The 20,466-nt window shown below is 66.6% G+C and carries 22 protein-coding genes; 12 read left to right on the forward strand and 10 right to left on the reverse strand.

The genetic code is table 11. The features are described 5' to 3' along the window. Positions 1-33 precede the first annotated feature (33 nt). Positions 34-927 carry a LysR family transcriptional regulator gene (locus K2O51_RS06730; protein WP_011301505.1) on the forward strand — a complete coding sequence of 298 codons (894 nt, stop codon included), beginning with the start codon at positions 34-36 and terminating at the stop codon, positions 925-927. A gap of 128 nt (positions 928-1,055) precedes the next feature. Here the strand turns inward: K2O51_RS06730 and K2O51_RS06735 are convergent, their stop codons facing one another. From K2O51_RS06735 to K2O51_RS06765, 7 genes are all read right to left on the reverse strand, one after another. Beyond that, complete coding sequence (locus K2O51_RS06735) at positions 1,056-2,192, reverse strand: ABC transporter substrate-binding protein (protein WP_011301504.1); 1,137 nt, start codon at positions 2,190-2,192, stop codon at positions 1,056-1,058. A gap of 247 nt (positions 2,193-2,439) precedes the next feature. Then, on the reverse strand, positions 2,440-2,952 hold the full coding sequence (locus K2O51_RS06740; protein ID WP_011301503.1) for a hypothetical protein: 513 nt from the start codon (positions 2,950-2,952) through the stop codon (positions 2,440-2,442). 166 nt (positions 2,953-3,118) lie between these two features. Continuing rightward, on the reverse strand, positions 3,119-4,555 hold the full coding sequence (locus tag K2O51_RS06745; RefSeq protein WP_140950343.1) for an acetate kinase: 1,437 nt from the start codon (positions 4,553-4,555) through the stop codon (positions 3,119-3,121). 78 nt (positions 4,556-4,633) lie between these two features. Further along, entirely contained in the window at positions 4,634-5,587 is a 954-nt protein-coding gene (locus tag K2O51_RS06750; RefSeq protein ID WP_342394085.1) for a flagellin, read from the reverse strand. Continuing rightward, positions 5,568-6,209 (reverse strand): C39 family peptidase, encoded by a 642-nt coding sequence (locus tag K2O51_RS06755; protein ID WP_373460900.1) that lies wholly within the window; start codon positions 6,207-6,209, stop codon positions 5,568-5,570. The genes K2O51_RS06750 and K2O51_RS06755 overlap by 20 nt, the downstream gene beginning before the upstream one ends. 56 nt (positions 6,210-6,265) lie before the next feature. Then, a complete protein-coding gene (locus tag K2O51_RS06760; protein ID WP_011301499.1) occupies positions 6,266-6,715 on the reverse strand; it encodes a hypothetical protein in 450 nt (149 codons plus the stop codon). A 194-nt stretch (positions 6,716-6,909) separates the two neighbouring features. Continuing rightward, a complete protein-coding gene (locus K2O51_RS06765) occupies positions 6,910-8,397 on the reverse strand; it encodes a hypothetical protein (RefSeq protein WP_011301498.1) in 1,488 nt (495 codons plus the stop codon). A gap of 673 nt (positions 8,398-9,070) precedes the next feature. Between K2O51_RS06765 and K2O51_RS06770 the strand changes: the two genes are divergently transcribed. From K2O51_RS06770 to K2O51_RS06785, 4 genes are all read left to right on the forward strand, one after another. Continuing rightward, on the forward strand, positions 9,071-9,853 hold the full coding sequence (locus tag K2O51_RS06770) for a GntR family transcriptional regulator (RefSeq protein WP_011301497.1): 783 nt from the start codon (positions 9,071-9,073) through the stop codon (positions 9,851-9,853). 119 nt (positions 9,854-9,972) lie between these two features. Next, complete coding sequence (locus tag K2O51_RS06775) at positions 9,973-10,986, forward strand: tripartite tricarboxylate transporter substrate binding protein (protein WP_011301496.1); 1,014 nt, start codon at positions 9,973-9,975, stop codon at positions 10,984-10,986. Next, entirely contained in the window at positions 10,983-12,287 is a 1,305-nt protein-coding gene (locus K2O51_RS06780; RefSeq protein ID WP_011301495.1) for a 3-isopropylmalate dehydratase large subunit, read from the forward strand. The genes K2O51_RS06775 and K2O51_RS06780 overlap by 4 nt, the downstream gene beginning before the upstream one ends. Positions 12,288-12,307: 20 nt before the next feature. Further along, positions 12,308-12,814: a LeuD/DmdB family oxidoreductase small subunit gene (locus tag K2O51_RS06785; protein WP_140950096.1), complete on the forward strand. Its 507-nt coding sequence runs from the start codon at positions 12,308-12,310 to the stop codon at positions 12,812-12,814. Between the two features lie 15 nt (positions 12,815-12,829). Here the strand turns inward: K2O51_RS06785 and K2O51_RS06790 are convergent, their stop codons facing one another. Next, positions 12,830-13,519, reverse strand: a complete 690-nt coding sequence (locus tag K2O51_RS06790; protein WP_140950097.1) for a phosphoribosyltransferase — start codon at positions 13,517-13,519, stop codon at positions 12,830-12,832. A 252-nt stretch (positions 13,520-13,771) separates the two neighbouring features. Between K2O51_RS06790 and K2O51_RS06795 the strand changes: the two genes are divergently transcribed. After that, positions 13,772-13,936 carry a hypothetical protein gene (locus tag K2O51_RS06795; RefSeq protein ID WP_166487113.1) on the forward strand — a complete coding sequence of 55 codons (165 nt, stop codon included), beginning with the start codon at positions 13,772-13,774 and terminating at the stop codon, positions 13,934-13,936. Here the strand turns inward: K2O51_RS06795 and K2O51_RS06800 are convergent. Further along, on the reverse strand, positions 13,929-14,831 hold the full coding sequence (locus K2O51_RS06800; RefSeq protein ID WP_140950098.1) for a LysR family transcriptional regulator: 903 nt from the start codon (positions 14,829-14,831) through the stop codon (positions 13,929-13,931). The genes K2O51_RS06795 and K2O51_RS06800 overlap by 8 nt on opposite strands. Before the next feature lie 160 nt (positions 14,832-14,991). On the opposite strand from K2O51_RS06800, the gene K2O51_RS06805 reads away from it, so the two are divergent. Then, entirely contained in the window at positions 14,992-15,450 is a 459-nt protein-coding gene (locus K2O51_RS06805; protein WP_011301491.1) for a nucleoside deaminase, read from the forward strand. Between the two features lie 4 nt (positions 15,451-15,454). Continuing rightward, on the forward strand, positions 15,455-16,681 hold the full coding sequence (locus tag K2O51_RS06810; protein WP_140950111.1) for a cyanate transporter: 1,227 nt from the start codon (positions 15,455-15,457) through the stop codon (positions 16,679-16,681). 43 nt (positions 16,682-16,724) lie between these two features. Here K2O51_RS06810 and K2O51_RS06815 read toward each other — a convergent pair whose 3' ends face one another. Next, the gene (locus K2O51_RS06815; protein ID WP_166487112.1) at positions 16,725-16,868 is read right to left on the reverse strand and encodes a hypothetical protein; all 144 of its coding nucleotides are present in this window, start codon (positions 16,866-16,868) and stop codon (positions 16,725-16,727) included. 486 nt (positions 16,869-17,354) lie between these two features. Here K2O51_RS06815 and K2O51_RS35540 point away from each other — a divergent pair, with 486 nt between their 5' ends. The 4 genes from K2O51_RS35540 to K2O51_RS06830 all read left to right on the forward strand — a co-directional run bounded on the left by K2O51_RS35540 (position 17,355) and on the right by K2O51_RS06830 (position 20,464). Next, entirely contained in the window at positions 17,355-17,480 is a 126-nt protein-coding gene (locus tag K2O51_RS35540; protein WP_041680323.1) for a hypothetical protein, read from the forward strand. A gap of 38 nt (positions 17,481-17,518) precedes the next feature. Then, positions 17,519-17,836 (forward strand): YXWGXW repeat-containing protein, encoded by a 318-nt coding sequence (locus tag K2O51_RS06820; protein WP_011301489.1) that lies wholly within the window; start codon positions 17,519-17,521, stop codon positions 17,834-17,836. A 672-nt stretch (positions 17,837-18,508) separates the two neighbouring features. Beyond that, the gene (locus K2O51_RS06825; protein ID WP_011301488.1) at positions 18,509-19,456 is read left to right on the forward strand and encodes a response regulator transcription factor; all 948 of its coding nucleotides are present in this window, start codon (positions 18,509-18,511) and stop codon (positions 19,454-19,456) included. Between the two features lie 78 nt (positions 19,457-19,534). Next, the gene (locus K2O51_RS06830; RefSeq protein ID WP_011301487.1) at positions 19,535-20,464 is read left to right on the forward strand and encodes a glycosyltransferase family 2 protein; all 930 of its coding nucleotides are present in this window, start codon (positions 19,535-19,537) and stop codon (positions 20,462-20,464) included. Positions 20,465-20,466 lie beyond the last annotated feature (2 nt).

The following is a 20,466-nucleotide window of genomic DNA, read 5'->3' on the forward strand; positions in this document are numbered from 1 at the left end:
TAGCGACTTCCCCGATGAATCTGCCAGGCGGCCATGAACCTTTCCGTCAAACACCTGCGCGCCTTCGTGGCGCTTGCCACTCACCGCAACTTCACGCGCGCGGCGCGGGCGTGCCATCTGTCGCAGTCGGCATTCAGCGCGCTGGTCCAGACCCTTGAGGAACAGGCCGGCAGCCGCCTGTTCGAACGCACCACGCGGCACGTGGAACTGAGCGCCGATGGCATGCGATTCGAGGAAACCGCGCGGCGCCTGCTGGGAGATTTCGAGGCCGCCTTCGAGGACCTGCGGGCGCACGCGGAGCGCCGCAAGGGACGCGTCAGCATCGCTGCACTGCCTTCGATCGCGGGCGGCGACCTGCCGCCGCTGCTGGCGGCATTCCGGCAGCGTTATCCGGGGATTGCGCTGGAGTTGTTCGACCAGCTCGCCGATGGCTGCATCGACCTGGTACGGCGTGGGCGCGCCGACTTTGCGCTGGCGCCTGCGCCCGTGCAGGACGATGACCTGCGTGTCGAGCCCTTGGTGCATGACACCTTCCATCTGGTCTGCCCGACCACGCACGTGCTTGCGCGCAAGCGCCGCATCACGCCGCAGATGCTCGCGGGACAGCCGTTCATCCACCTGTCGCGGACCAGCAGCGTGCGCCAGCATCTGGACGCCGCGCTGCATCCGCTCAAGCTCAGCAGCGTGATGGAAGTCGAGCACCTGGCCACGGTCGCCGCACTCGTGCAGGCAGGCCTGGGCGTGAGCGTGGTGCCGTCGCTGGCGCTGTTCCAGTTCCAGCGCGACGGTCTGGCGGTCCGGCCGCTGCAGATGCCGTCGCTGGTCCGGGACATCTGCCTGGTGCGGCTACGCGACCGTGGCGACTCGGCCGCGGCGGCGGCGATGATCGATTGCCTCCATGTCCACTACGGCCGGCGGCGCACTTGAGGGTACGCAGAATTGGGTACGCTTTGTGTGGATTGGCACCGCTTCCACGCCTTGTCCGGGGCGGCATTGATGGCAGGGCGAAGCACCACGCAGAAATGGGTACGCCCTGCCGGCTGGCGCTGTGCCGGTCAGCGGATCAGCTTGCCTGTGGACGAGACGATCGACATCTCGACAAACGACGACCCGGTGTGGCGGCTCGGGCTGTAACTGATCAGAATGCCCCCCATGTCGTAGTCGCGCAGGTTCTCCAGCGCCGTGACCAGGCGCTCGCGGGTCAGGTCCGGCCCCGCGCGGCGCAGGCCTTCCACGAGCACCTTGGCGGACATGAAGCCTTCCATGCCGGCGTTGGTCAGCGTCACGCCCTGCTGCCGCGCCAGGCTGCGGTATTCGCTGGCCAGCGTCATCTGGCTCGAGTTCGTACCGGGAACGATCTGCGTGATGATGAGCCCGCGCGCATCATCGCCAAGTTCCTTGATGAACGAGTCGGCCGCGTTGTTCGACAGCGTGACGAACTGCGCCTGGCTGCCCGCCTTGCGCATGTCGCGAATCACGCGCGCCGCTTCCGAACCCGAACCGATGACCAGTACCGCCTGCGGGTCGGTCTTGTTCACGGTCGCGACCTGCTGCGTGATATCTCCCATCGGCCGTGCAAAGCTGGCCGCCGCGGCCGGCTGGGCGCCGCGCGCCTGCAAGGCGGCGGTGAAGCCCTCGTATACGTCCTTGCCGAAGCCGTCGTTCGCGTAGACGATGGCGATGCGGGTCATGCCCGAAGTCGACAGATGGTTGACGGCGCGCGCGACTTCATCCTGATATTTGGCGCGCACATTGAACACGTAGCGGTTGACCGGGCGGTGCAGCGTGATCGCGCCTGTCAGCGGTGCCACCAGCGGTACCTTCTCCGCCGTGATGATCGGCAGGATGCTTTCGTTCTGCGGCGTGCCGCGCACCATGAACAGCGCGAAAACCTTCTCGTCGTCGATCAGCTTGCGCACGTTGTCCGGCGTGCGTTTTGCGTCAAACCCGTCGTCGAGCGTCACCAGTTCGATGCGGCGGCCCGCGACGCCACCGTTGGCGTTGACCGCGCGCAGGTACACCTGTGCGCCTTCGATCTGTTCCCTGACCGATCCTGCCACCGGGCCGGACACGCCGGCCGATTGCCCGATGCGGATCACGGTCTTGCTGACGCCCGGCTCCGCCAATGCCGCAGGCGCGGCGATCCCAAGCGTGGCGGCCAGCATGCCGCACGCAAACCATGTTGCCTTCATTGTCCTGACCCCTCCGCCCTAGTGGCGTGCTGTAGTTGTAGCGTGGCTGCCGACTGCGCCATGCATGCGTTCATGCGACAGCGCCAATGCGACGTTTCGCAAATTACCCGAAGCACGGTACAGGAGCAAACAGCGGATGGGGAGGGTGTTGCTGCGACATCACACCGGAACCGGATGCCGGCACCGGTGTGAGTGAGGGACGCGCGCGCCGCTCAGGCGCGCGGCAAAGCAAACGGCGTAGCGCGCTTCAGGGGAACGCCGGCACGGCCGGATCCAAGCCCGCAAACGCGGCTTCCGGATGGGCCTTCTGCAGCATCATTTCGATTTCCTCGACACGTCCGCGCGGCACATCGACCATCAGCAGGATCTTGCCGGCTTCGATGTCCTTCTCGAACGCGCGCAGGCGGCTGTTGGGCGCCGAACTGCCGATCATGCTCGAAGCCCACGCACCAAATACGGCGCCGAGCACGGCCAGCACGCCGACCAGGCCCCACTGCGGGGTGTCGCTGACGATCGGGAACATGGCCACTACCGCGCCGGCCACCACGCCCACGCCGCCACCGACCATCAGGCCCATTTCAGCGGCATGGATGATATCGGACGTCTGGAACAGGTTGGCTTCGTGCAGGCCCGTCATATCAGAACCGTCGCGCGCCACGAAATGGATATGACTGTTCTCCACACGGGCCAGCAGGAGGTCGTCCATGGTGCGTCGGGCACTGACCAGATCGGGCAATAACCAGAAGATGCGTTTGCGCATGTCTGTCTCCTCTATCAGGCCGTCCCGTAAGTGGGGATACCGTCTGTGGGACGGGGGTTATTTCTTTGTACGCCGTTCATGCAGCGAGTGCAAGACAGCTTTCCCACTGGCCTGCCGATGTGACGCGCGCGTTGGTCACGCGCGTCACACACGCCGGAGTTGCGCTTCAGAATGTGATCGGCAGACGCACATTGACCTGCAGGTCGGGCGTATCGCGCGTGAGACCGGCACCCACCGACAGGTTCAGCGTGTAGCGGTTGTTGAAGCGATACGAGTAACCCACCAGCAGCGTGCCCTGCGTCACGCGCACCGAGCCCGGCACCGTCTGCCCGTTCTGCTTGGTCGGCCAGATGATGGCCTGGTCGTAGCCAATCGAGAACGACGCATGCTCGTTGAGCGCAAGGCCCATGCCGAAGCTGAACTCGAAGATGTCCCCCGGGGCGATCTTGCCCAGGTCCTCCTTCTCGCCATTGAGCACGGTGCGGCTGACGTTGTCACGAGCAAAGTTGTGCAGATAGCTGAAGGTGCCGAAGAAAACTGCCGGGTCGGTCGGCAGCAGCCACGTAATGCCGGGTTGCAGGGCCTGGAAGCCCGTACCGGTGGGCAAGCCCAGTGGCAGGCCGGTACCCGTTGCATTGCCGACGCAGCGCGTCACGCAGTCGGTCACAACTTCGAACGGATCCTTGCCGGTGTTGGATTTGTATCGCAACCAGCCGATGAAGTACGGCATCTTTTCTGTGCCGTAGTTGAGCTGGTACCGCAGCGTGGCTTCCACATCCCCAATGCCGCTGCCGCTGGCGTTGAACACGTTGTCGACTGCCGTGCCCGTGAATATCTCGCGGCTGACGGTAGAACCCGAGCTGTGCACGTATGGCACCTTGGCTTCGATCTCCAGGCGCTTGGTGATGCCGTAGCGCAGCGCGACTGAAGCGAGGTACGTGGTCGTCTTGACCTCGCGCACGTCGACCAGGCCGATCAGGATGGCAGGAATCACCGTGTACCCAACCAGCGCAACACGGTTGTTGGACGAATAGCCGTACTGGAAGCCGGGCTCGACCACGAGCTTGCCCTCGCCGGTCAGCACGCCAGGCTGGTCGGTAATCGGCGCGATTTCTGGTGGACGAGTGTCGCGTTCGGGCGGGCGGCCAACGGGTTCGTCGGCGGCCACTGTTTGCTGGTCGGTCGATTCACCCTGCTGTGGCTGTCCCGACTGAGGCTGGGCCACCATTTGCGGCGGCTGCTGCGGATTTGCCACGGCGTTTGGCACGCCTTGCGTGGCACTGGAGGCCGCCGCCGCCGCGGCCGCGTTGGTAGCGTTGTCCGAGGGCGTCACGCCTGGACCGGCCCCGCCGCGCTTTCTCGCCAGGACATCGTTGCCGATGACACTGCGCAATTCCTTGATGACGGCCTCCTGCTCGGCCAGCGCCCGCTTCATCGCTTCCAGTTGGCCCTGCTGATCGGCCAACTGGCTTTGCAGGGCTTCCATCCCCGTGGCAGGCGATGGCCCGGAGTCCGGGGAAGTCTGTGCGTTCGCCAGCCCCCCAAGCAATAGCAACGTCGAGCATCCGGCGTTCCGGATGCCCTGCATCGACCGCTTCTTCATTTCGTCTACCCTCCCCCGGGACGGCGGACTGATTATCCAGGAGTCCGCTACCTGTACTGCGCTATGCCTTCGCTACGACTACCTCATGCTGGCGGCCCGCATCAACGCGCTGTTCAGCGCTGTGTTGGCCAACTGTGACCGGAATGCCTGGAGTGTATTCACGCTGGCGTCGATTGTCATCAGGCTCCGGATGCTCTGGTTGTTCAAAGAGTTCTGGATCACGGTTGCCGGCGAGCCTGCCAGCGCCCCTATGTTCGCCACATTGCCCGCGCCATTCTGGATAATGGTCAGGGCCCCATTGGTAATGACCTGACCGGTCCCGGTGGCAATGGTCGTTATCGGCGCGCCCGTCGTTGCGGAGCTTGCGCCCGCACTGCCTGCCGCCGTGCTCGAGGCTCCTGCCGCGCTCGCCGTCGTCGCGGCGCCAGTGCCACCGCTGCTGCCGGCATTGCTGGCACTACCGCCCTGCGATCCGGCCGTGGAACCCGCCGTGGCGGGATTGCCGGCTAACGCACTGTTGACAGTTGCCTGGGTCGCGCTCACGATCGACGGCCCAAGCGTGGAGGCCAGCCGGGCGGCCTGGTCAGTCGTAATCCTTCCCACATCGGGAATATTAAGGGTGGTCGCCACAACCAGGGCACCGTTGATATACACGGCGCGTTCGATTCCGAACGAAACTTGCAGGCCGCCGGCATCGAAACCGCCCCGCATTTCTTCCAGGCGCTCATGGGCGACGGGCTTCCAACCCGCCATGTCGCCACGAGCAGCCGAAGGCGCCAAACCCGCCAAAGCAGGGCTTTCCACCGGCGTATCTTCGGTAGCCAGCACAGCCTGCGCCGGCAATACGCCTGCATCAAATACATCCGGCAAGGATTGTTCAGCCGCATGCACGGTACCCGTACATGCCATGCCGGCCCCGACCAGCAACATGGCAGTGGCCTGCCCTGCCATGCCGGATCGCCGCACGGTCAGGCCAGTGAATGAATCAGGTTGTTGGAGCATGATGTGTTCCTCAGAAATCGCCAGCGCCATGCTTTGGCATGACGGTGAAGAACAAGCTGTCCCGGCTAACTCCCATCCAGTAAGGACCCATCGGCGCGACACGCCAGTCAGCCGCAAGGTTGAACCGCGCCCGCTCGGTGCGGTTATGGATGACGAAAAGCAACTGGCTCTCCCAGATGCTTTCAAAATGCTCTCGGGAAATGGATCGCGTGCCGCGCGCAGGATCTCCGATCAGCACGCGGTCCCCCTTGACCCCTTTGACAACCACGAAATGGTGGTAGCCCCCTTCTGAGATCAGCACGATCGCGGGAATCTGTGTTTCTTCGAGCTTGGACAGCGGCAACTCATAGCCATCCGCCAGGAAGCCCCGCGACTCCAGAAAGCGCTTCATGTCCAGCAAGGAAAAGCCCTCTTGCCGAATCTTGTTCTGATCGCCGTTGACGAACATGTTGGCAAATGCCAACTCTTCGCTCACGGGATCGCCGTATTGGTAGGTCAGCAGGGTCGCCACAGCGGCCGACCCGCAACTGAAATCGTATTGCTGCCGGACCGTCGTCTTGAACCTTGCCTCGCGCAGGCTGGTTACCGGCACGTTGTAGGCTTCGCCAACCGGCCCGTATAGCGTCATCCGGTCTGCCATCGCGGGCGACATCCCGCCCAAGGCCAGCAGAAACGGTATGGTCCCCAGCACCCGTCGGAAGATCGTCATCACTTGAACTGGACGTTGATGATGGTCGCGTTCTGGATCAGCACGCTATTGCCGCTGTTCTGGATAGCGGTCGGCAAGCCTGCCGCATTGGCAAATGCGCCGTCGGAGATGAGATTGGTGCCGGTGATCGGGTTGACCACGGCGTTGTCGGCAACCGTGCCGTGCAGCCGCATGTCGTTCACAACCACTTCGGTGCCGCCGCGCACGCCATCAAGTTTGTCGCTCGCGACTGCCGCTACCGCCGAGCCGAACGGATTGCGTTGGCCGCTTGCACTCAAGTCCGTCTTTGCGACGGCCTCGGAGCCCATACCACTTCCAATTGCGCCTGCCCCGCTGGCCTGCGTGGCCGCGGAGGCAGCGTCCGCCACAGGATCCGCCTGGGCTTGAGCGAAGGGCCAAGCCAGAAGTGCAGTCGTCAGAACGGTGACTGCGGAGCGAATCGGTCGCATGGTGCGTCTCCTTGTTGCTCGCTGTGGTCCGGCCCCATCCGGCCGGTAGCGGCGATACTCCCAGGCTGACAAGCCAGGGGACTGGCATCATTCCGGAACCTTCCCCGGCGATACCAGCTCCTGGCCGCGTGAAGCTTTCCATCGGTGTGCCCGGCCTGCCAAGATCACAGCCGGCCGGGCGTTCCACTCAGACTTCAGTGGCCGACATTCAGGTTAGCCTGCACGTTGACGCTGTGCTGCACCAGGGACGCCGCACCGTTGTTCTGCGTGGCGATCATGATGCCGGCCGCAGTCTGACCAACGCTGGTCATGACGTTGGACATGGCGAACGAACCTGCGCTGACGGCGTTATAGCCGCCAGAGCCGCCGGCGCCGCCGACTGCACCGTTGCCGACGCCGCCAGTACCACCGGCACCTGCGCCGCCAGCACCGCCTGCGCCGCCTGCAGCGCCCACCGCACCGTTACCGGCCGTGGAGCTACCGTTGCTGGCAGAACTCGTCGCGCTGCCGTTCGTCGCAGAACCGCCTGCGCCACCGGTACCGCCAACGCTGGCCTGCGTGCCGCCTGCGCCGCCCGTGCCCGTGGTCGCGCCCGTCGTCGCCGTCGCGGTCGCCGTGCCACCAGCACCGCCAGCGCCGCCCGTGCCGCTGCCGGCACCGCCGGTCGCTGCACCAGCCGTCGAGGTTCCGGCGCCGCCGGCACCACCACCAGCCGTGGCTGCACCGCCCGTGCCCGAGCCAGCACCAGCCGTACCGCTGGCCGTCGCCGCACCGCCCGCGCCGCCTGCGCCAGCGCTATCGTTACCAGCGCCATTCGCCGAGGTGGCTCCGCCAGCCGAACCTGCCAGGCCGCCGAATCCAGCGCTCGCGCCAAGGGCGCTGCCGCCACGGCTGAAGGCCCCACCACCACCGCCACCAGCACCAAGCGAAGCGCTCAGAGCACCGCCGCCACGGCCAGACGCGTCACCACCGCTACCACCGCGGGTGCCCGCTGCGCTGAGCGCGCCGCCGCCCGTAGCCCGGCCGTTGCCGCCGTCGCCTGCCCAACCCACTGCACGGCCGCCATTGCCGCCATCACCAGCCTGCGCGCCGTAGTTGGTCGCGCTGCCGTTGGTGGCGCTGCCGTTGGTCGCCGTACCGCCTGCGCCGCCTGCACCGCCCGCGCCGCCTGCGCCGCCGACCGCGCCGCTGCCATTACCACCCGTACCGCCATAGCCATTGCCACCAGTGCCGCCCGACGCCTGGGCGTTACCGCTGTTGGAGGCGTAGTTGCCAACAGGCGCAATGCTGTTGCTGGTCACATAGCCGTTCAGCTTGCTGACCGCCACCGCCTTGCTGTGATTGAACGAGTTGGTCAGGTTGGCGACCGCGGTGCCGCCATTGGCTGCTGCAGCGTTGCCATATCCGCCCAATTCTTGATCAGCGCGGGTGATGGTCCGGGTCGACGTCCTTGTGGAGGTGCTCGTCCGGGTCGATGTCCTGGTGTCAGTGGCAGTGTTGCCGCTGACATTGAGCGAGCGTGAATTCTCATTCGCCTGGGCCCCCCCGCCGCCCTGCGTCGAGGTGGCGGTGGCAGTCTGCGTGTTGGTCGTGCCACTATCGTCGTTGTTGTTTGTCGGATTTGCCCATGCCGGCCCTGCGAACGCGAGGGCGACGGCAGACGCAAGAAGTGTCTTTTTCATACGATGCTCCCAGGAGAATTTCACACAGCGGCTCAGCCTCCGCCCAACGCTCTGCGAAACGATGGCTGGAGGTTCAGGTCCGGCACCGTGCCAAACCAGACCCCCTCTGCGCATAATCGGTGCCAGCTTCGTCACCCCAAACCGCGACCCCTTGCGGCATAAGGGCTTGGCAGACATTTCCCGGGAACTTTCGAATGCCGGGGGCAATCTCACCCCACCCTCGTCGCAGTGCATCACAAGCGACATGTCACACCGCTGTGACAGGGACTTCGGCCTTCCTGCTGAGGGCCGTTACGCAGTAGTCAGGAACCCTTTAATTTTCAGTGGTTTAGCGCGTGGCTCGGGGAACCCTCGATGCGACTGGGTGCGTATCGACACTGAAACAGGGTGCCCGCCGACGCACAGGCCGCTGGAATCCTTTCGGACCCGCCGGGCGGCAGAATCGCCTCGCGGTCGCATGCCGCGAACCCCGCCTGGCAGCGGCGCCGGCCAGACATGGGGCCTCCCATGGCTGTCCGGGGAGCCACCACTCCGGGCTAGATGCATCGCTGCAACAGATCGATGCCCGGCAGCATGCCGAAAGCGGCTCATCGCACGGTCCCGCTAGGACTTATGTCTGATCTACAGTACATTAGAGGCATTACAGACTTGTCATGTCTCCCCAAGCGAAACCATGAGCGAAGCCGTCGTTCCCCTGTATCACCAGATTTACGTGGTACTGCGCCAGCAGATCGTCGAGGGCCGCTTTGGCCAGGGACCCCTGCCGGGCGAAATTGATCTCGCCAAACAGTTCCACGCATCCCGCGTGACCATGCGGCGCGTGTTCGACCGGCTGGTCCAGGAAGGGCTCGTGCGCCGTCACCGCGGGCTGGGGACCTTCGTCAACCCGCACCCGGTCAAGGCCGCGGCTTCAGCCGAAGAGCGCAGCGCCAGCCTGCTCGACAACATCATCGACATGGGCCAGAAGACGGCCGTGAAGGTGATCTCCATCGATGAGGTCCACGCCACGCCGGAAGTGGCTGAGGCGCTCGATCTCTCGCCCGGCGATCCCGTGGTGAAGATCGTGCGTGTGCGCCACTACCGGAACCGGCCGCTGTCCCATATCACGGTCTATCTTCCCGCCGAACTAGGCCGGCCGATCACGCGCAAGTCGCTCGAGGAACAGCCGGTGCTGCGCCTGCTGGAAAGCGGCGGTGTGCGACTCGGCCGCGCCAGCCAGACGCTGTCCGCGCGCCTGGCCGACGTGGTGGTCGCTCCGCTGCTCGACGTGCCGGTCGGCGGCGCCCTGCTCGCGGTGCGCCGCGTGGTCAAGGACAGCGACGGGCGCCCGGTCCAGTTCCTGCTCGGCCAGTACCGGCCGGACCGCTACGAGTACCGCATGGAGCTCTCTCCCGCCGGCGTCGACAGTGCCAACGTCTGGGTGGAGAACGAAACCCGCCCCGGCCTGCGCGATTGAACTGACCCGGCCGGCGCAGGGCGCCCAACAGCCCTGCGTGCCCAACGGGATCGCTCCATGCCGCGCGATCCCCGGCGATACTTCGCATTCGTGATCACTTCCCGCCAGGAGTTGCTGTCATGCCGTTGTTTCGTCCACGCTCGCCGCTCCGGCCACGCGCGCTGAGCGCCGGGCTGCGCAATGCTGCCCGCGCCTGCGTGCTGGCTTGGTGTGCGGTGCCGCTCGCCGTGCACGCTCAGATCGCGGGCGGCAAGGCTGTCCGCATTCTCGTGGGCGCCCCGGCCGGTGGCACCACCGACACGCTGGCCCGCACCATCGCGCAGGAAATGTCCCAGCAACTGGGGCAGCCCGTGGTGGTGGAGAACCGGCCCGGCGCAGGCGGCAACATCGCCGCCGATCTGGTCGCCAAGAGCGCGCCCGACGGGGCCACGCTGCTGATGAGCTTCACCAGCCATACCATCAACGCCACGCTCTACAAGAAGCTGCCGTTCGATCCGGTGCACGACTTCACGCCGGTCACGCTGGTGGCAACCGTGCCCAGCGTGCTGGTGGCAAACCCGCGGTTACCCGCCAACAACGTGCCGGAACTGCTCCGCCTGGCCCGCGCGCAACCCGGCAAGCTGAACTTCGCCATCGGCTCGGTCGGTTCGTCGGTGCACCTGGCCGGCGACATGTTCAAGATGATGACTCACACCTACATCGTGAACATTCCGTACAAGGGCACTGCGCCGGCCATCACCGACCTGCTCGCCGGGCAATGCGACCTGATGTTCGCGAGCACGCTCAATGTCCTGCCGCATGTGCGGGCCGGCAAGCTCAAGGTACTGGGCGTGACCAGCCCCGCGCCGCTGCCGCAGTTTCCGGGCGCGGCGCCGATCGGCGCCACCGTCAAAGGCTTCGAGTCGAGCGCGTGGTTTGGCCTGTTCGGGCCGGCCGGGCTTCCGGCCGAAGTGACGCAGGCCCTCTACCAGGCCGCCCGCAAGGGGCTGGAAGCACCGGCCGTGCGCAAACGCCTGGAAGCCGATGGCGCACAGCCGCTCGGCACCTCGCCGGAATCGTTCGCCGCGTTCGTGCGGCAGGACGTCAAGCGCTGGGCCGAGGTCGTGAAATATTCAGGCGCCACGCCAGAATGAACGTCGCCGCAGCATCCGGGCACATCCCTCCCGCCACGCTGGCCCAGAAGCTGGTGGCGCGAGCCGCCGGGCTCGCGCACGCCGAGCCCGGTTCACTCGCGATGTGCCGCGTCGACCTGGCGATGTCGCACGACTCCAGCGGACCGCGCCGCGTCGCGCCGTTGCTGGAGGCGCTCGGCACGACCGTGTGGGATCCGTCGCGCTACGTGGTCGTGACCGACCATTTCGTGCCGGCCTCCGATCCCGCTGCTGAAGCCATCCTGCACTTCACGCGCGACTGGACGCGCAGCAGCGGCGCGCATCTGATCGACGGAGAAGGCATCTGCCACGTGGTACTACCCGAGCACGGCCACGTGCTGCCCGGCCGCCTGATCGTGGGCGGCGACAGCCACAGCCCGACCGGTGGCGCGTTCGGCGCGTATATGTTCGGCGTGGGCGCCACGGAGATGGCCGGCGTGCTCGCCACGGGCGAAATCTGGCTGCGCGTGCCGCAGACCATCCGGCTGCAGTGGGACGGCGCGCTGGCGCCCGGTGTCTGCGCCAAGGACATGATGCTGTTCCTGTGCGCGAAGCTGGGACTGGGCGGCGGCCGCTACGAGGCGATCGAGTATGCCGGCAGCGCCGTGGCCGCGCTGCCCATGCAGGAACGCATGACGCTGGCCAATATGAGCGCGGAGCTCGGCGCGCAGACCGGGCTGGTCGCGCCCGATGTCGTCACCCTGGACTGGCTTGCCGCTGCTGGCGTACCGGCGCAAACGCTGGCGGAAATTGACCTCGCACACTGGCGCAGCGATACCGATGCGCCACTGCTGGCGAATCATGTCTTCGATGCCGCCGCACTGACACCGCAGGTGGCCGCTCCCCATTCGCCCGCCAACAGCGCGCCGGTGGATCAGGCCGCCGGCGAATCCGTGCAGATCGCCTACCTTGGCGCCTGCACCGGCGCCAAGCTCGAGGACCTGCGCATGGCCGCCAGCGTGCTGCGCGGACGCCGCGTGGCGCCAGGCGTCAGCCTGCAGGTAGCACCCGCTTCCGCGCGCGACCAGCAGCAGGCGCAGCGCGAAGGCACGCTGGCCGTACTGGCCGACGCGGGCGCCGACCTGCTGCCCAATGCCTGCGGAGCCTGCGCCGGCTATGGCGCGGCACGCTTTCCCGCCGGCAGCCGGGCGATTGCCTCGACCGCGCGCAACTTCTCCGGGCGCATGGGCGATGCCGGCAGCGCGGTGTGGCTCGCGTCCCCGCTGACTGTAGCGGCCAGCGCCGTGACCGGACGCATCACCGACCCACGTACCCTGCTCTGAAGCCGTATTTCCATTTCCGCATGACCGAGCCTTCCGTTCCCGCGTCTGCCGGCCGCATCTGGCGCTTTGGCGACAACATCGACACCGACGCCATGGCACCCGCGGTATGGATGAAGGCCGCCCCAGAAGTCCTTGCCGCGCATTGCCTCAAAAGCCTGCGCCCCGAGTTCCCGGACCAGATGCAGCCAGGTGACGTGGTGGTAGCAGGCGCCAACTTCGGCATCGGCTCTTCGCGCGAGCAGGCGCCGCAGGCGCTGCGCCAGCTGAGGGTGCGCGCCGTGGTGGCGCCCTCGTTCGGCGGGCTGTTCTACCGCAACGCCATCAACCTCGGCCTGCCGGTGCTGGTATGCCCCGACACCAGCCGCCTGGCGGATGGCATGCTTGCGACGCTGGATCTGGACCGTGCCGTGCTGCAGCTCAGCGACGGAACAACCGTGGCGTGCGAACCCGTACCGGCATTCCTGCGCGAGATCCTGCAGGCAGGCGGCTTGATTCCCCACCTGAAGGCGAAGCTGGCAAGCCGTTGACGGGTTAGCCGGCGCTTACACCGCCCACATTGCCGCCTCGCGCAGCAATGCCAGCGCCTCGTCGTCGCTGGTCTGGGTGAAATCCAGATAGAAGGCGCCCACGGCGCCGAAGTTCGCCGGCGTGTTCAGGCAGATGACCCGGTCCGCGGCGGGCTCCAGGCTGGCCAGCCCGTCGGCCGAGCCCACGGGCACGGCGGCGATCACCTCGGCCGCACCGGCCATGCGTACGCCTTCGAGCGCGGCGCGCATCGTGGCACCCGTTGCCACGCCATCATCGACGACGATCACCGTACGGCCGGCCAGGCGCGGCAGCGGTGCGCCGCCACGGTACCGCTGCTGGCGCCGCACGATCTCGTCGAGCTGGCGTCCGCGCTCGGCGTCGAAGCTTCCGCTTTCCACGGCGCGGTGCACCCATGGATCGTCGTTGATCACGGTATGCGGATCGCGGCCCGCGTCGCCCTCCACCACCGCGCCGAGCGCCAGTTCCGGGTAGCCGGGCGCGCCGATCTTGCGCACGAGCAGCACGTCGAGCCGCGCACCAATCGCGCGTGCGACTTCATACGCCACCGGCACGCCGCCGCGCGGCAGTGCCAGCACCAGCGCCGGAGTGCCCTCGCGTGGCTGGCCGACACCGAGTTCGGCCAGGTGGCGCCCCAGGTACTGCCCGGCCTCACGTCGGTCGGCAAAGCACGGCGGCATGGACATGGCGCGCTCCTGCAGGATGGTCGGCGTGTCGGCACATGGAGTGGGTTCGGAGACCCCTCAGCCACTATAGTCTGTCGCCGGCGCTCCGCGCTGCTGGCTTCGGCCGGTCACGCATTGGTCGCAATGTGGCAACAGTGTGTTGCAGTGGGGGAGGCTGATCGCGGGTGCAAGGCCCGTTAGCATGTCTCTCAGGCGGCAACACCGCCCGTGTGATGAACCGGCCTCAGCGGCCGCACCAACCGTGAACCTGACATGACTTCGCAACGCCCCGCCAGCAACGAACAAGACGTCTCCCGCCAAGATCACGAACTGGACATTCCGTTCGGGTCGCTGGACGCCGCCGCCATGGTTGAACTGCCGTATACCTTCCGCCAGGCCGGCACCTGCACGCAGTACTTCCGCGAATTCTTCAGCTGAGCGATTCCCCGCTTGATCCATGGGTGCCGTTAGCGCCCATGGCCTGGTCACACAGCGCGATCAGGCGCCCCATCATGTCGCGCGCGGCGGCAGACGGCTCGGGCTGGGCATGTAGTGTCAGTTCGATGGCTGGCACTGCGCCGAGCCATGGTTCGTCATCGAGCAGCCGGTGTGCCGCCGAAGCCAGCCGGCGCGGCAGCAGGCTGATGCCAAGGCCGTCGGCCACCGCTGAGCTGATGCTGGCGAGGCTCGCACTGACGAAGCCGATGCGCCAGCGGCGTCCGCTCGCATCGAGCGCATGCGTCATCTCGCCGCGGTAGAGGCCACCGCTCGGGAATGCCACCAATGGCACCGGATCGCGCGCCAAGGCTGGACGCGTGCGGCTGTCTATCCACGCCAGCGGCTCGGGCCAGCACGCCACGCCGGCGGCATGGCCCACGCGCTGCTTGACCAGCGCCAGGTCCAGTTCGCTATCCTGGAAACGTTGCCAAAGGTCATGGCTCAACCCGCTGGTCACTTCCAACCGGATACCGGGCCAAGTATCGGCAAACCCGGCCAGCACCGCCGTCAGTGGCTGCGCCGCAAAATCCTCGGGCACCCCCACCCGGATCTCGCCCTGGCCTGAAGTCTGGCGCACCTGTTCCACCGCCTCGGCCATCAGCTGCTGCAAGCGCCGCGCGTAGCCGAGCAGCCGCTCGCCCTCGGGCGTGGTGGTGACGTAGCGGCCGCCCCGGTCGAGCAGTTCGCAGCCAAGCTGTTCTTCCAGCCGCCGCACTTGCTGGCTCACCGTCGATTGGGTCAGGTGCACGCGCTGCGCCGCGCGCGTAAAGCTGCCGCTTTCCGCAACGGCGACAAAGCTCTGGAGCAACGCAGGATCGAGGCGGGCGTCATGCACGGCGGTCAGGTATTTGGTTTTCCACTACTGACGATTTCATCATTTAATTTCCCAATTGCAAAGGCCGGGCGTAGATTGGCGACTGTCCCTGTCACGCCTATTGCCGCATGGTACGTGCGCTGCACGCCATACGGTGAGCCGGCGCTTACTTAGCTACGCTATGGCAACCCACGAACATCTGATGCGCGAGGCGGTCGAACTCGCCGTGACCAATCTGCGCCGCGGCGGCCGGCCTTTCGGCGCGGTACTGGCCATCGACGGCGAAGCCGTGGCCACCGGCGTGAATGACATCGTCCACAGCCACGACCCCACCACGCATGCCGAGATGGAGGCCGTGCGTGCGGCCGCCCGCAAGCTGGGCCGGCCCGACCTCAGCGGCAGCGTGGTCTACGCCAGCGGCCATCCGTGCCCGATGTGCCTGGCGGCGATGACCATGGCCGGCGTGCAGGCGGTGTACTACGCCTTCGACAACAACGACGCCGCACCCTATGGGCTGTCGAGCGAAGCCGCCTACCAGGCGCTGCGCCTGCCGCTGATACCGCCGCCGCTGCCACTGCAGCGCGTGCCGGTCGATATCTCCGCCGCGCAGCTCTACGGCACGCGCCAGCCCCGTGGCTGAGCGCATGGCAGTCGGCGCGCATGACGCGGATCGGGCGCCGGCACGCTGGCTGGTCCTGGCCGCGGTCGTGGCGATTGGCCTGAACCTGCGTCCGTTCCTGACGGCGGTTGGTCCGCTTGCCGCCACCATCCGCGCGGGCACAGGACTGGACTACGAAGGCATGGCGTGGCTCACGCTGCTGCCGATGCTGCTGATGGGCCTCGGTGCTTTTGCCGCGCCGGCCATCCGCCAGCGGCTTGGCGCGCGCCGGGCGGTACTGGGCGCGCTGGCCATGCTTGGCGCAGGATCGGCCTTGCGCGCGCTGGCGACGGACGGCGCCTTGCTGGTGGCGACCGCGGCCGTGTGCGGCCTTGGCGTTGCCGTGGTGCAGGCAGCCTGCCCGGGCCTCATCAAGCAGGAATTCCCGCGGCGCGTCGCACCGGTCATGGGCCTGTATTCGGCCGCGCTAATGGGCGGCGGCGCGCTTGGCGCGCAGATCGCACCGGTCATCGCCAACCTGTCCGGCTCATGGCAGCAGGGCCTGGCCTGGTGGGCGCTGCCGGTCATGGCAGCGCTGGGCCTCGCATGGCGGGCGTTGCCGGCGCCGGCCGGCCCGGCACCGGCCACACGTGCCACGCACCGGCCCGCAAGGCAGCTTCTGCGCCGGCGCCGGACGTGGATGCTGATGGTGTGTTTCGGCGTGATGAACGGCGGCTATGCCTCGCTCGTTGCGTGGCTGGCGCCGTTCTACCAACAGCACGGCTGGAGCGTCGCACGCAGCGGCAGCCTGGTAGCCGTGATGGCGATCGCCCAGGCGGCGGCCGCCCTGCTGTTGCCCACCCTGGCAGCGGCCCGCCAGGATCGCCGCGCATGGATGGCGGCCGCGCTCGTCATGCAGGCCGCGGGCTTTGCCGGCCTGGCCCTGTGGCCGGAATGGTCGCCGTATGCCTGGGCTGCGATCGGCGGTGCCGGGCTCGGCGGCTGCTTTGCGCTGTACCTGGTGGTGGCGCTGGACCATCTGCCCGATCCGGAAAGCGCCGGCGCACTGGGCGCATTGATGCAGGGTGGTGGCTTCCTGCTGGCGTCACTGGCGCCGTGGATCACGGCCGCGCTGCATTCGCGCACCGGCGATTTCATGGCGGGCTGGTGGTTCCACCTTGGCTGCGTCGCGTTCGTGGCCGCGCTCACGCTGCGCCTGAACCCGGCGCGCTATGCCGTGTCGATGACGGGCGCCCCGTCGATGGCCCGATAGGTCCTGCACGGCAGGAACTGCATCGCACTGGCCGGGCTCCACGTCAGCGCGGCGTAGCGCGCTCGATGATTGCGCTGACGTCGGCGGAATCGGGGTCGGCGGCCACCGGCAGCGCAAACAGCGCGCCCGCCGCGGGCGTCAGGCCCTGCACGATACGAAGGGCGATCAGGATAAGCATGACCGGCATGGCGCCTCCCTGCATGGTTGCCCGGGAATGCCGCAAGCAGCGCAAGCTTCGTGCCACAGCCCCGACGCCTTGCGGGCCATATGCGGCATCGAGGCGGCACCAGTCCGGCACCGGCGCCGGGAAAGTGTTGCCCCATCCCGAGGCAGGAATGCCCCAAGCGTACCCAATTCTGCGTACTGCGGTACAGCCCCATGCGTCATGTCGTGGGCGGCCGGGCGAGTGCGCCACCCCAAAATCCTTTGCGAGATCTATTTCCGATGTAACGCCACATTACCTTTCGCGGACGAAAACGGGCCGCTTCTGCCGGCCCGGCGCGCAGCCCGCGAACCCTTGTGCGGCAAGGGCTTGATGGCAACGGAGTGAAGCCGCGCAGGACTCGGAGCCTCGCATGCGTCATGTGAGACAGCCTTACAAGTGCAACCACTCAGCGCGGGGCCGCGTCGCTACATTGAAGCCGTGTTCAACGCGAACCGTCCGGAGCCTCACATGAAACGCGCCCTCTGCCTGGCCGTGCTGCTGTCCACCACCGCAGCGCTGCTTTCCGCCTGCATCGTGGTACCGCCTCGCGGCGGGCCGCCGCCCCGCTACCACTACTACCACGACCGCTACTGATACCGCCGGGCCGTCCACCAGACACCAGGAGAACCAATATGAAACGCCAGATCCTTCTCGCCGCAGCCGTTCTCGCCGCCGGAGGTACCTTCGGCCTGCTCAGCCCCGCACAGGCCCACGATGGCCCGCCCGCCTACAGCTATGGCCACCCGCCGCCCGCGCCGCGCTACGAGCCGCGCCCGCCGGCACGTCCGGGCCAGGCGTGGGTGCCGGGCCACTGGGTCGCAAGTGGCAGCCGCTACGACTGGCGCGGCGGCTATTGGCAGGCACAGCGCGCAGGATACCGCTACGTCCCCGACCGGTGGGTGCAGAGCCCTCGCGGCTGGGTCATGCGCCCAGGACACTGGGTGCGCTGACCGAACGCCAGGTTGGTGGCAAGACCCCGGAGCAGCAGTGCCGCACGCTGCTCCGGCCTCATCCCGAGAGGGGAATCCCCCCTCCTCCAGAAGCACTAGATCGCGTGTCCGCGCAAGCGCTTCAAGCGCCGCTGATATCGAGAAACATTGTCATCGGATGACGTTTCATAATTGCGCCATTGAATGAATCGGGATTTTCTTTTACCCCCCGAAGGGGTTATAAAATCCGTACGCAACGACACTAAATAACGGAATCGGTTTCAACCCTGCAACCATCCGGCAAAGCCGTGTCTCAGTTGTGATACGGTTGCGAACCCTTCGGGAAATGACGTCTTCAAGACAATACCCCTCGGTATGGCGGGATTTTCGGAGGGTATTATGAAGGCTGATTCATTCCCCCCTTGTCCGATGCCGTATTAGCCCCGCTTGCAATCCATACCACCACCCCATAAGATGGTTTTAAGCCGATTTAGGAGCGAGAAACTTTCGGGTTCGGGTTCGGGTCATCTTCCAGCCGCCGACAAGTTCCGAGCAGAAGAACGGAACAGGCCGGACATGGAAGCACGGGGGTCAGGGCAGTCAGCGGGCCGCAGCAGCGCGTCCGCTTGCCATGCAATGTCTCCCCATACGCAAAGCGCCCGCATTCCCTCCCGAGTAACGGGGAGTGAAACAATGAACGCCTTGCTGATCGAGGAGCATCCTCTGCTCCGGCTCGGGCTGCTGCAGATGCTCGAGAACATCCAGGATTCGGGTCACGTCGCGGCGCTTGCGCCTGACGAACTCGGGAGAAACGACAACGTGCCGCACAATGCCGACCTGCTGGTGTTCGGCATGCCGGCGGACACACGCATCGGCTGGGGGCAACTGCAGGTCGCACGCGAACTGCTGTCGCCGCAGCGCATCCTGATCCTGGCCGACCAATTGCCACTGCACATGCCAGATGCGGACAGTGCGCGCAGCGTCTGCGGCTGCCTGCCAAAATCGGCTTCGCTGGCAGTGATCGAGGCCGCCATCCGGCTCGCAGTATCAGCAGTGCAAGGCCTGCTGTTCAGCGCGGAGATCGGCACCATGCCGTCGGCATCGCGCCCGGCGCTGCCCGTCACCCAATCGCTCGCATCCGCCGCGCCGCTGCCGCCAACGGCCCAGGCCGACCCGCTGTCCTCGCTGGCAACGTGCGCCAGCGCCCCGCGCGGCGCACTGCGCAGCAGCGTTGCCGTGCGCGACCTGACTGGCCTCAGGCCCGGACAGCCACTGTCCGGCAGCTCGCGCCCGAGCGAGCCGCCCGCCGACGCCGAGCCAAGCTATGACGAAGCCGAGATGCTCAAGATCACGCCGCGCCAGTACGAGGTACTGGTGCTGCTGGCACGCGGCTATCCGATCAAAACCGTCAGCCGCATGCTGAACATCTCCGTGGCCACGGTGAAGAGCCATGCCTGCACGCTCTACCAGCGGCTCAAGGTCCGCAACAAGGGCGAGGCCGTCTACGCCGCCCTGCAGCGCGGCGCCACGCTGGAATGGGTCAGCGGCGACGAGCGCGTGACGCGGGACAGCAGCATGCGCCCGGTAGTTGCGCGCCACAGCGAAACGGCCGTCTACGAGGCCGCCAGCCCGACGATCTGAACGTCAGCACCAGCGCCGCGCCCGCGTGACAAGACGGGCCGGCGCTGCCCCGGGCATCCCGGGACCGAGGGGTCAGCCATGCCAGCCAGCACTTTCCTGCCCATGTTTTCCGTGTGCGTCTGCACGCGCGACAATCCGGACGGCCTGCGGCAAACGCTGCAGTCGATCTTCGAATCCACCATGCCGCCGCACGAGATCCTCGTGTCGGACGACAGCAGCAACTACGACACGCGGCAGATGATGCGCGAGTCGTACGCCACCATTCCGTACCTGGAAGGCCCCAGGCGCTCGCAGGCTGCGAATCGCAACCGGCTCGTGCGCGCGGCGACCGGCTCCCACGTGCTGTTCCTCGACGACAGGACGCTGCTTGGCCCGACGTTCCTGCAGCAGATGGCGGAGCGGATTGCGGATGACTACATCCATTGGGCACAGGCTGAGGATGGAGGGACGCCGCTGATTCTGACGGGGCTGGTGTTGCGGGACGGGCTCTGTTGCAGGCCGTGCAAGGTGTCGTTCCTGGGCTATCCGTTGCCCGAACATAGAAATGGCGAACGGATTTGCTCGGTCGTGCTGCATGGCGCAGTGTTTCCACGCGATCTGTTCGCGACCGAATGGTTCAATGAGCAACTCGCGCCCGACTATGATGTCAACGAACTGGTGGATCGCGCGGTTCATATGTGGAGGCATCGGATTGAACTAGTGCCAAGTGCGGTGAACCGAAATCTGGCCATTGCAGCCTCGCCCGAAGAACCCGTGCTCAACGATGCCTCGCGGTTTTACGCCATGTTTCGTGGCTACAAGAGCCTTCAGCATCGCCCCTTCACGGCATTGGCGTTCGCCTTGCTCGCATGGACCGAGATACTATGGAGGTGTGTAAGGACTGACGGCGTGCAAGGGGCAGCCACCGCTTGGCGGACGATTGGCCAGCTTCGGAGACTGCTGCGCGAATGTAGCAACGAGTATCCGGGACTCAGCGACCGGGCAAGGTTTCCGGGCACTGCGGCCTGACG

The sequence above is a fragment of the Cupriavidus pinatubonensis genome (assembly GCF_019602855.1).
Taxonomy (GTDB): domain Bacteria; phylum Pseudomonadota; class Gammaproteobacteria; order Burkholderiales; family Burkholderiaceae; genus Cupriavidus; species Cupriavidus pinatubonensis.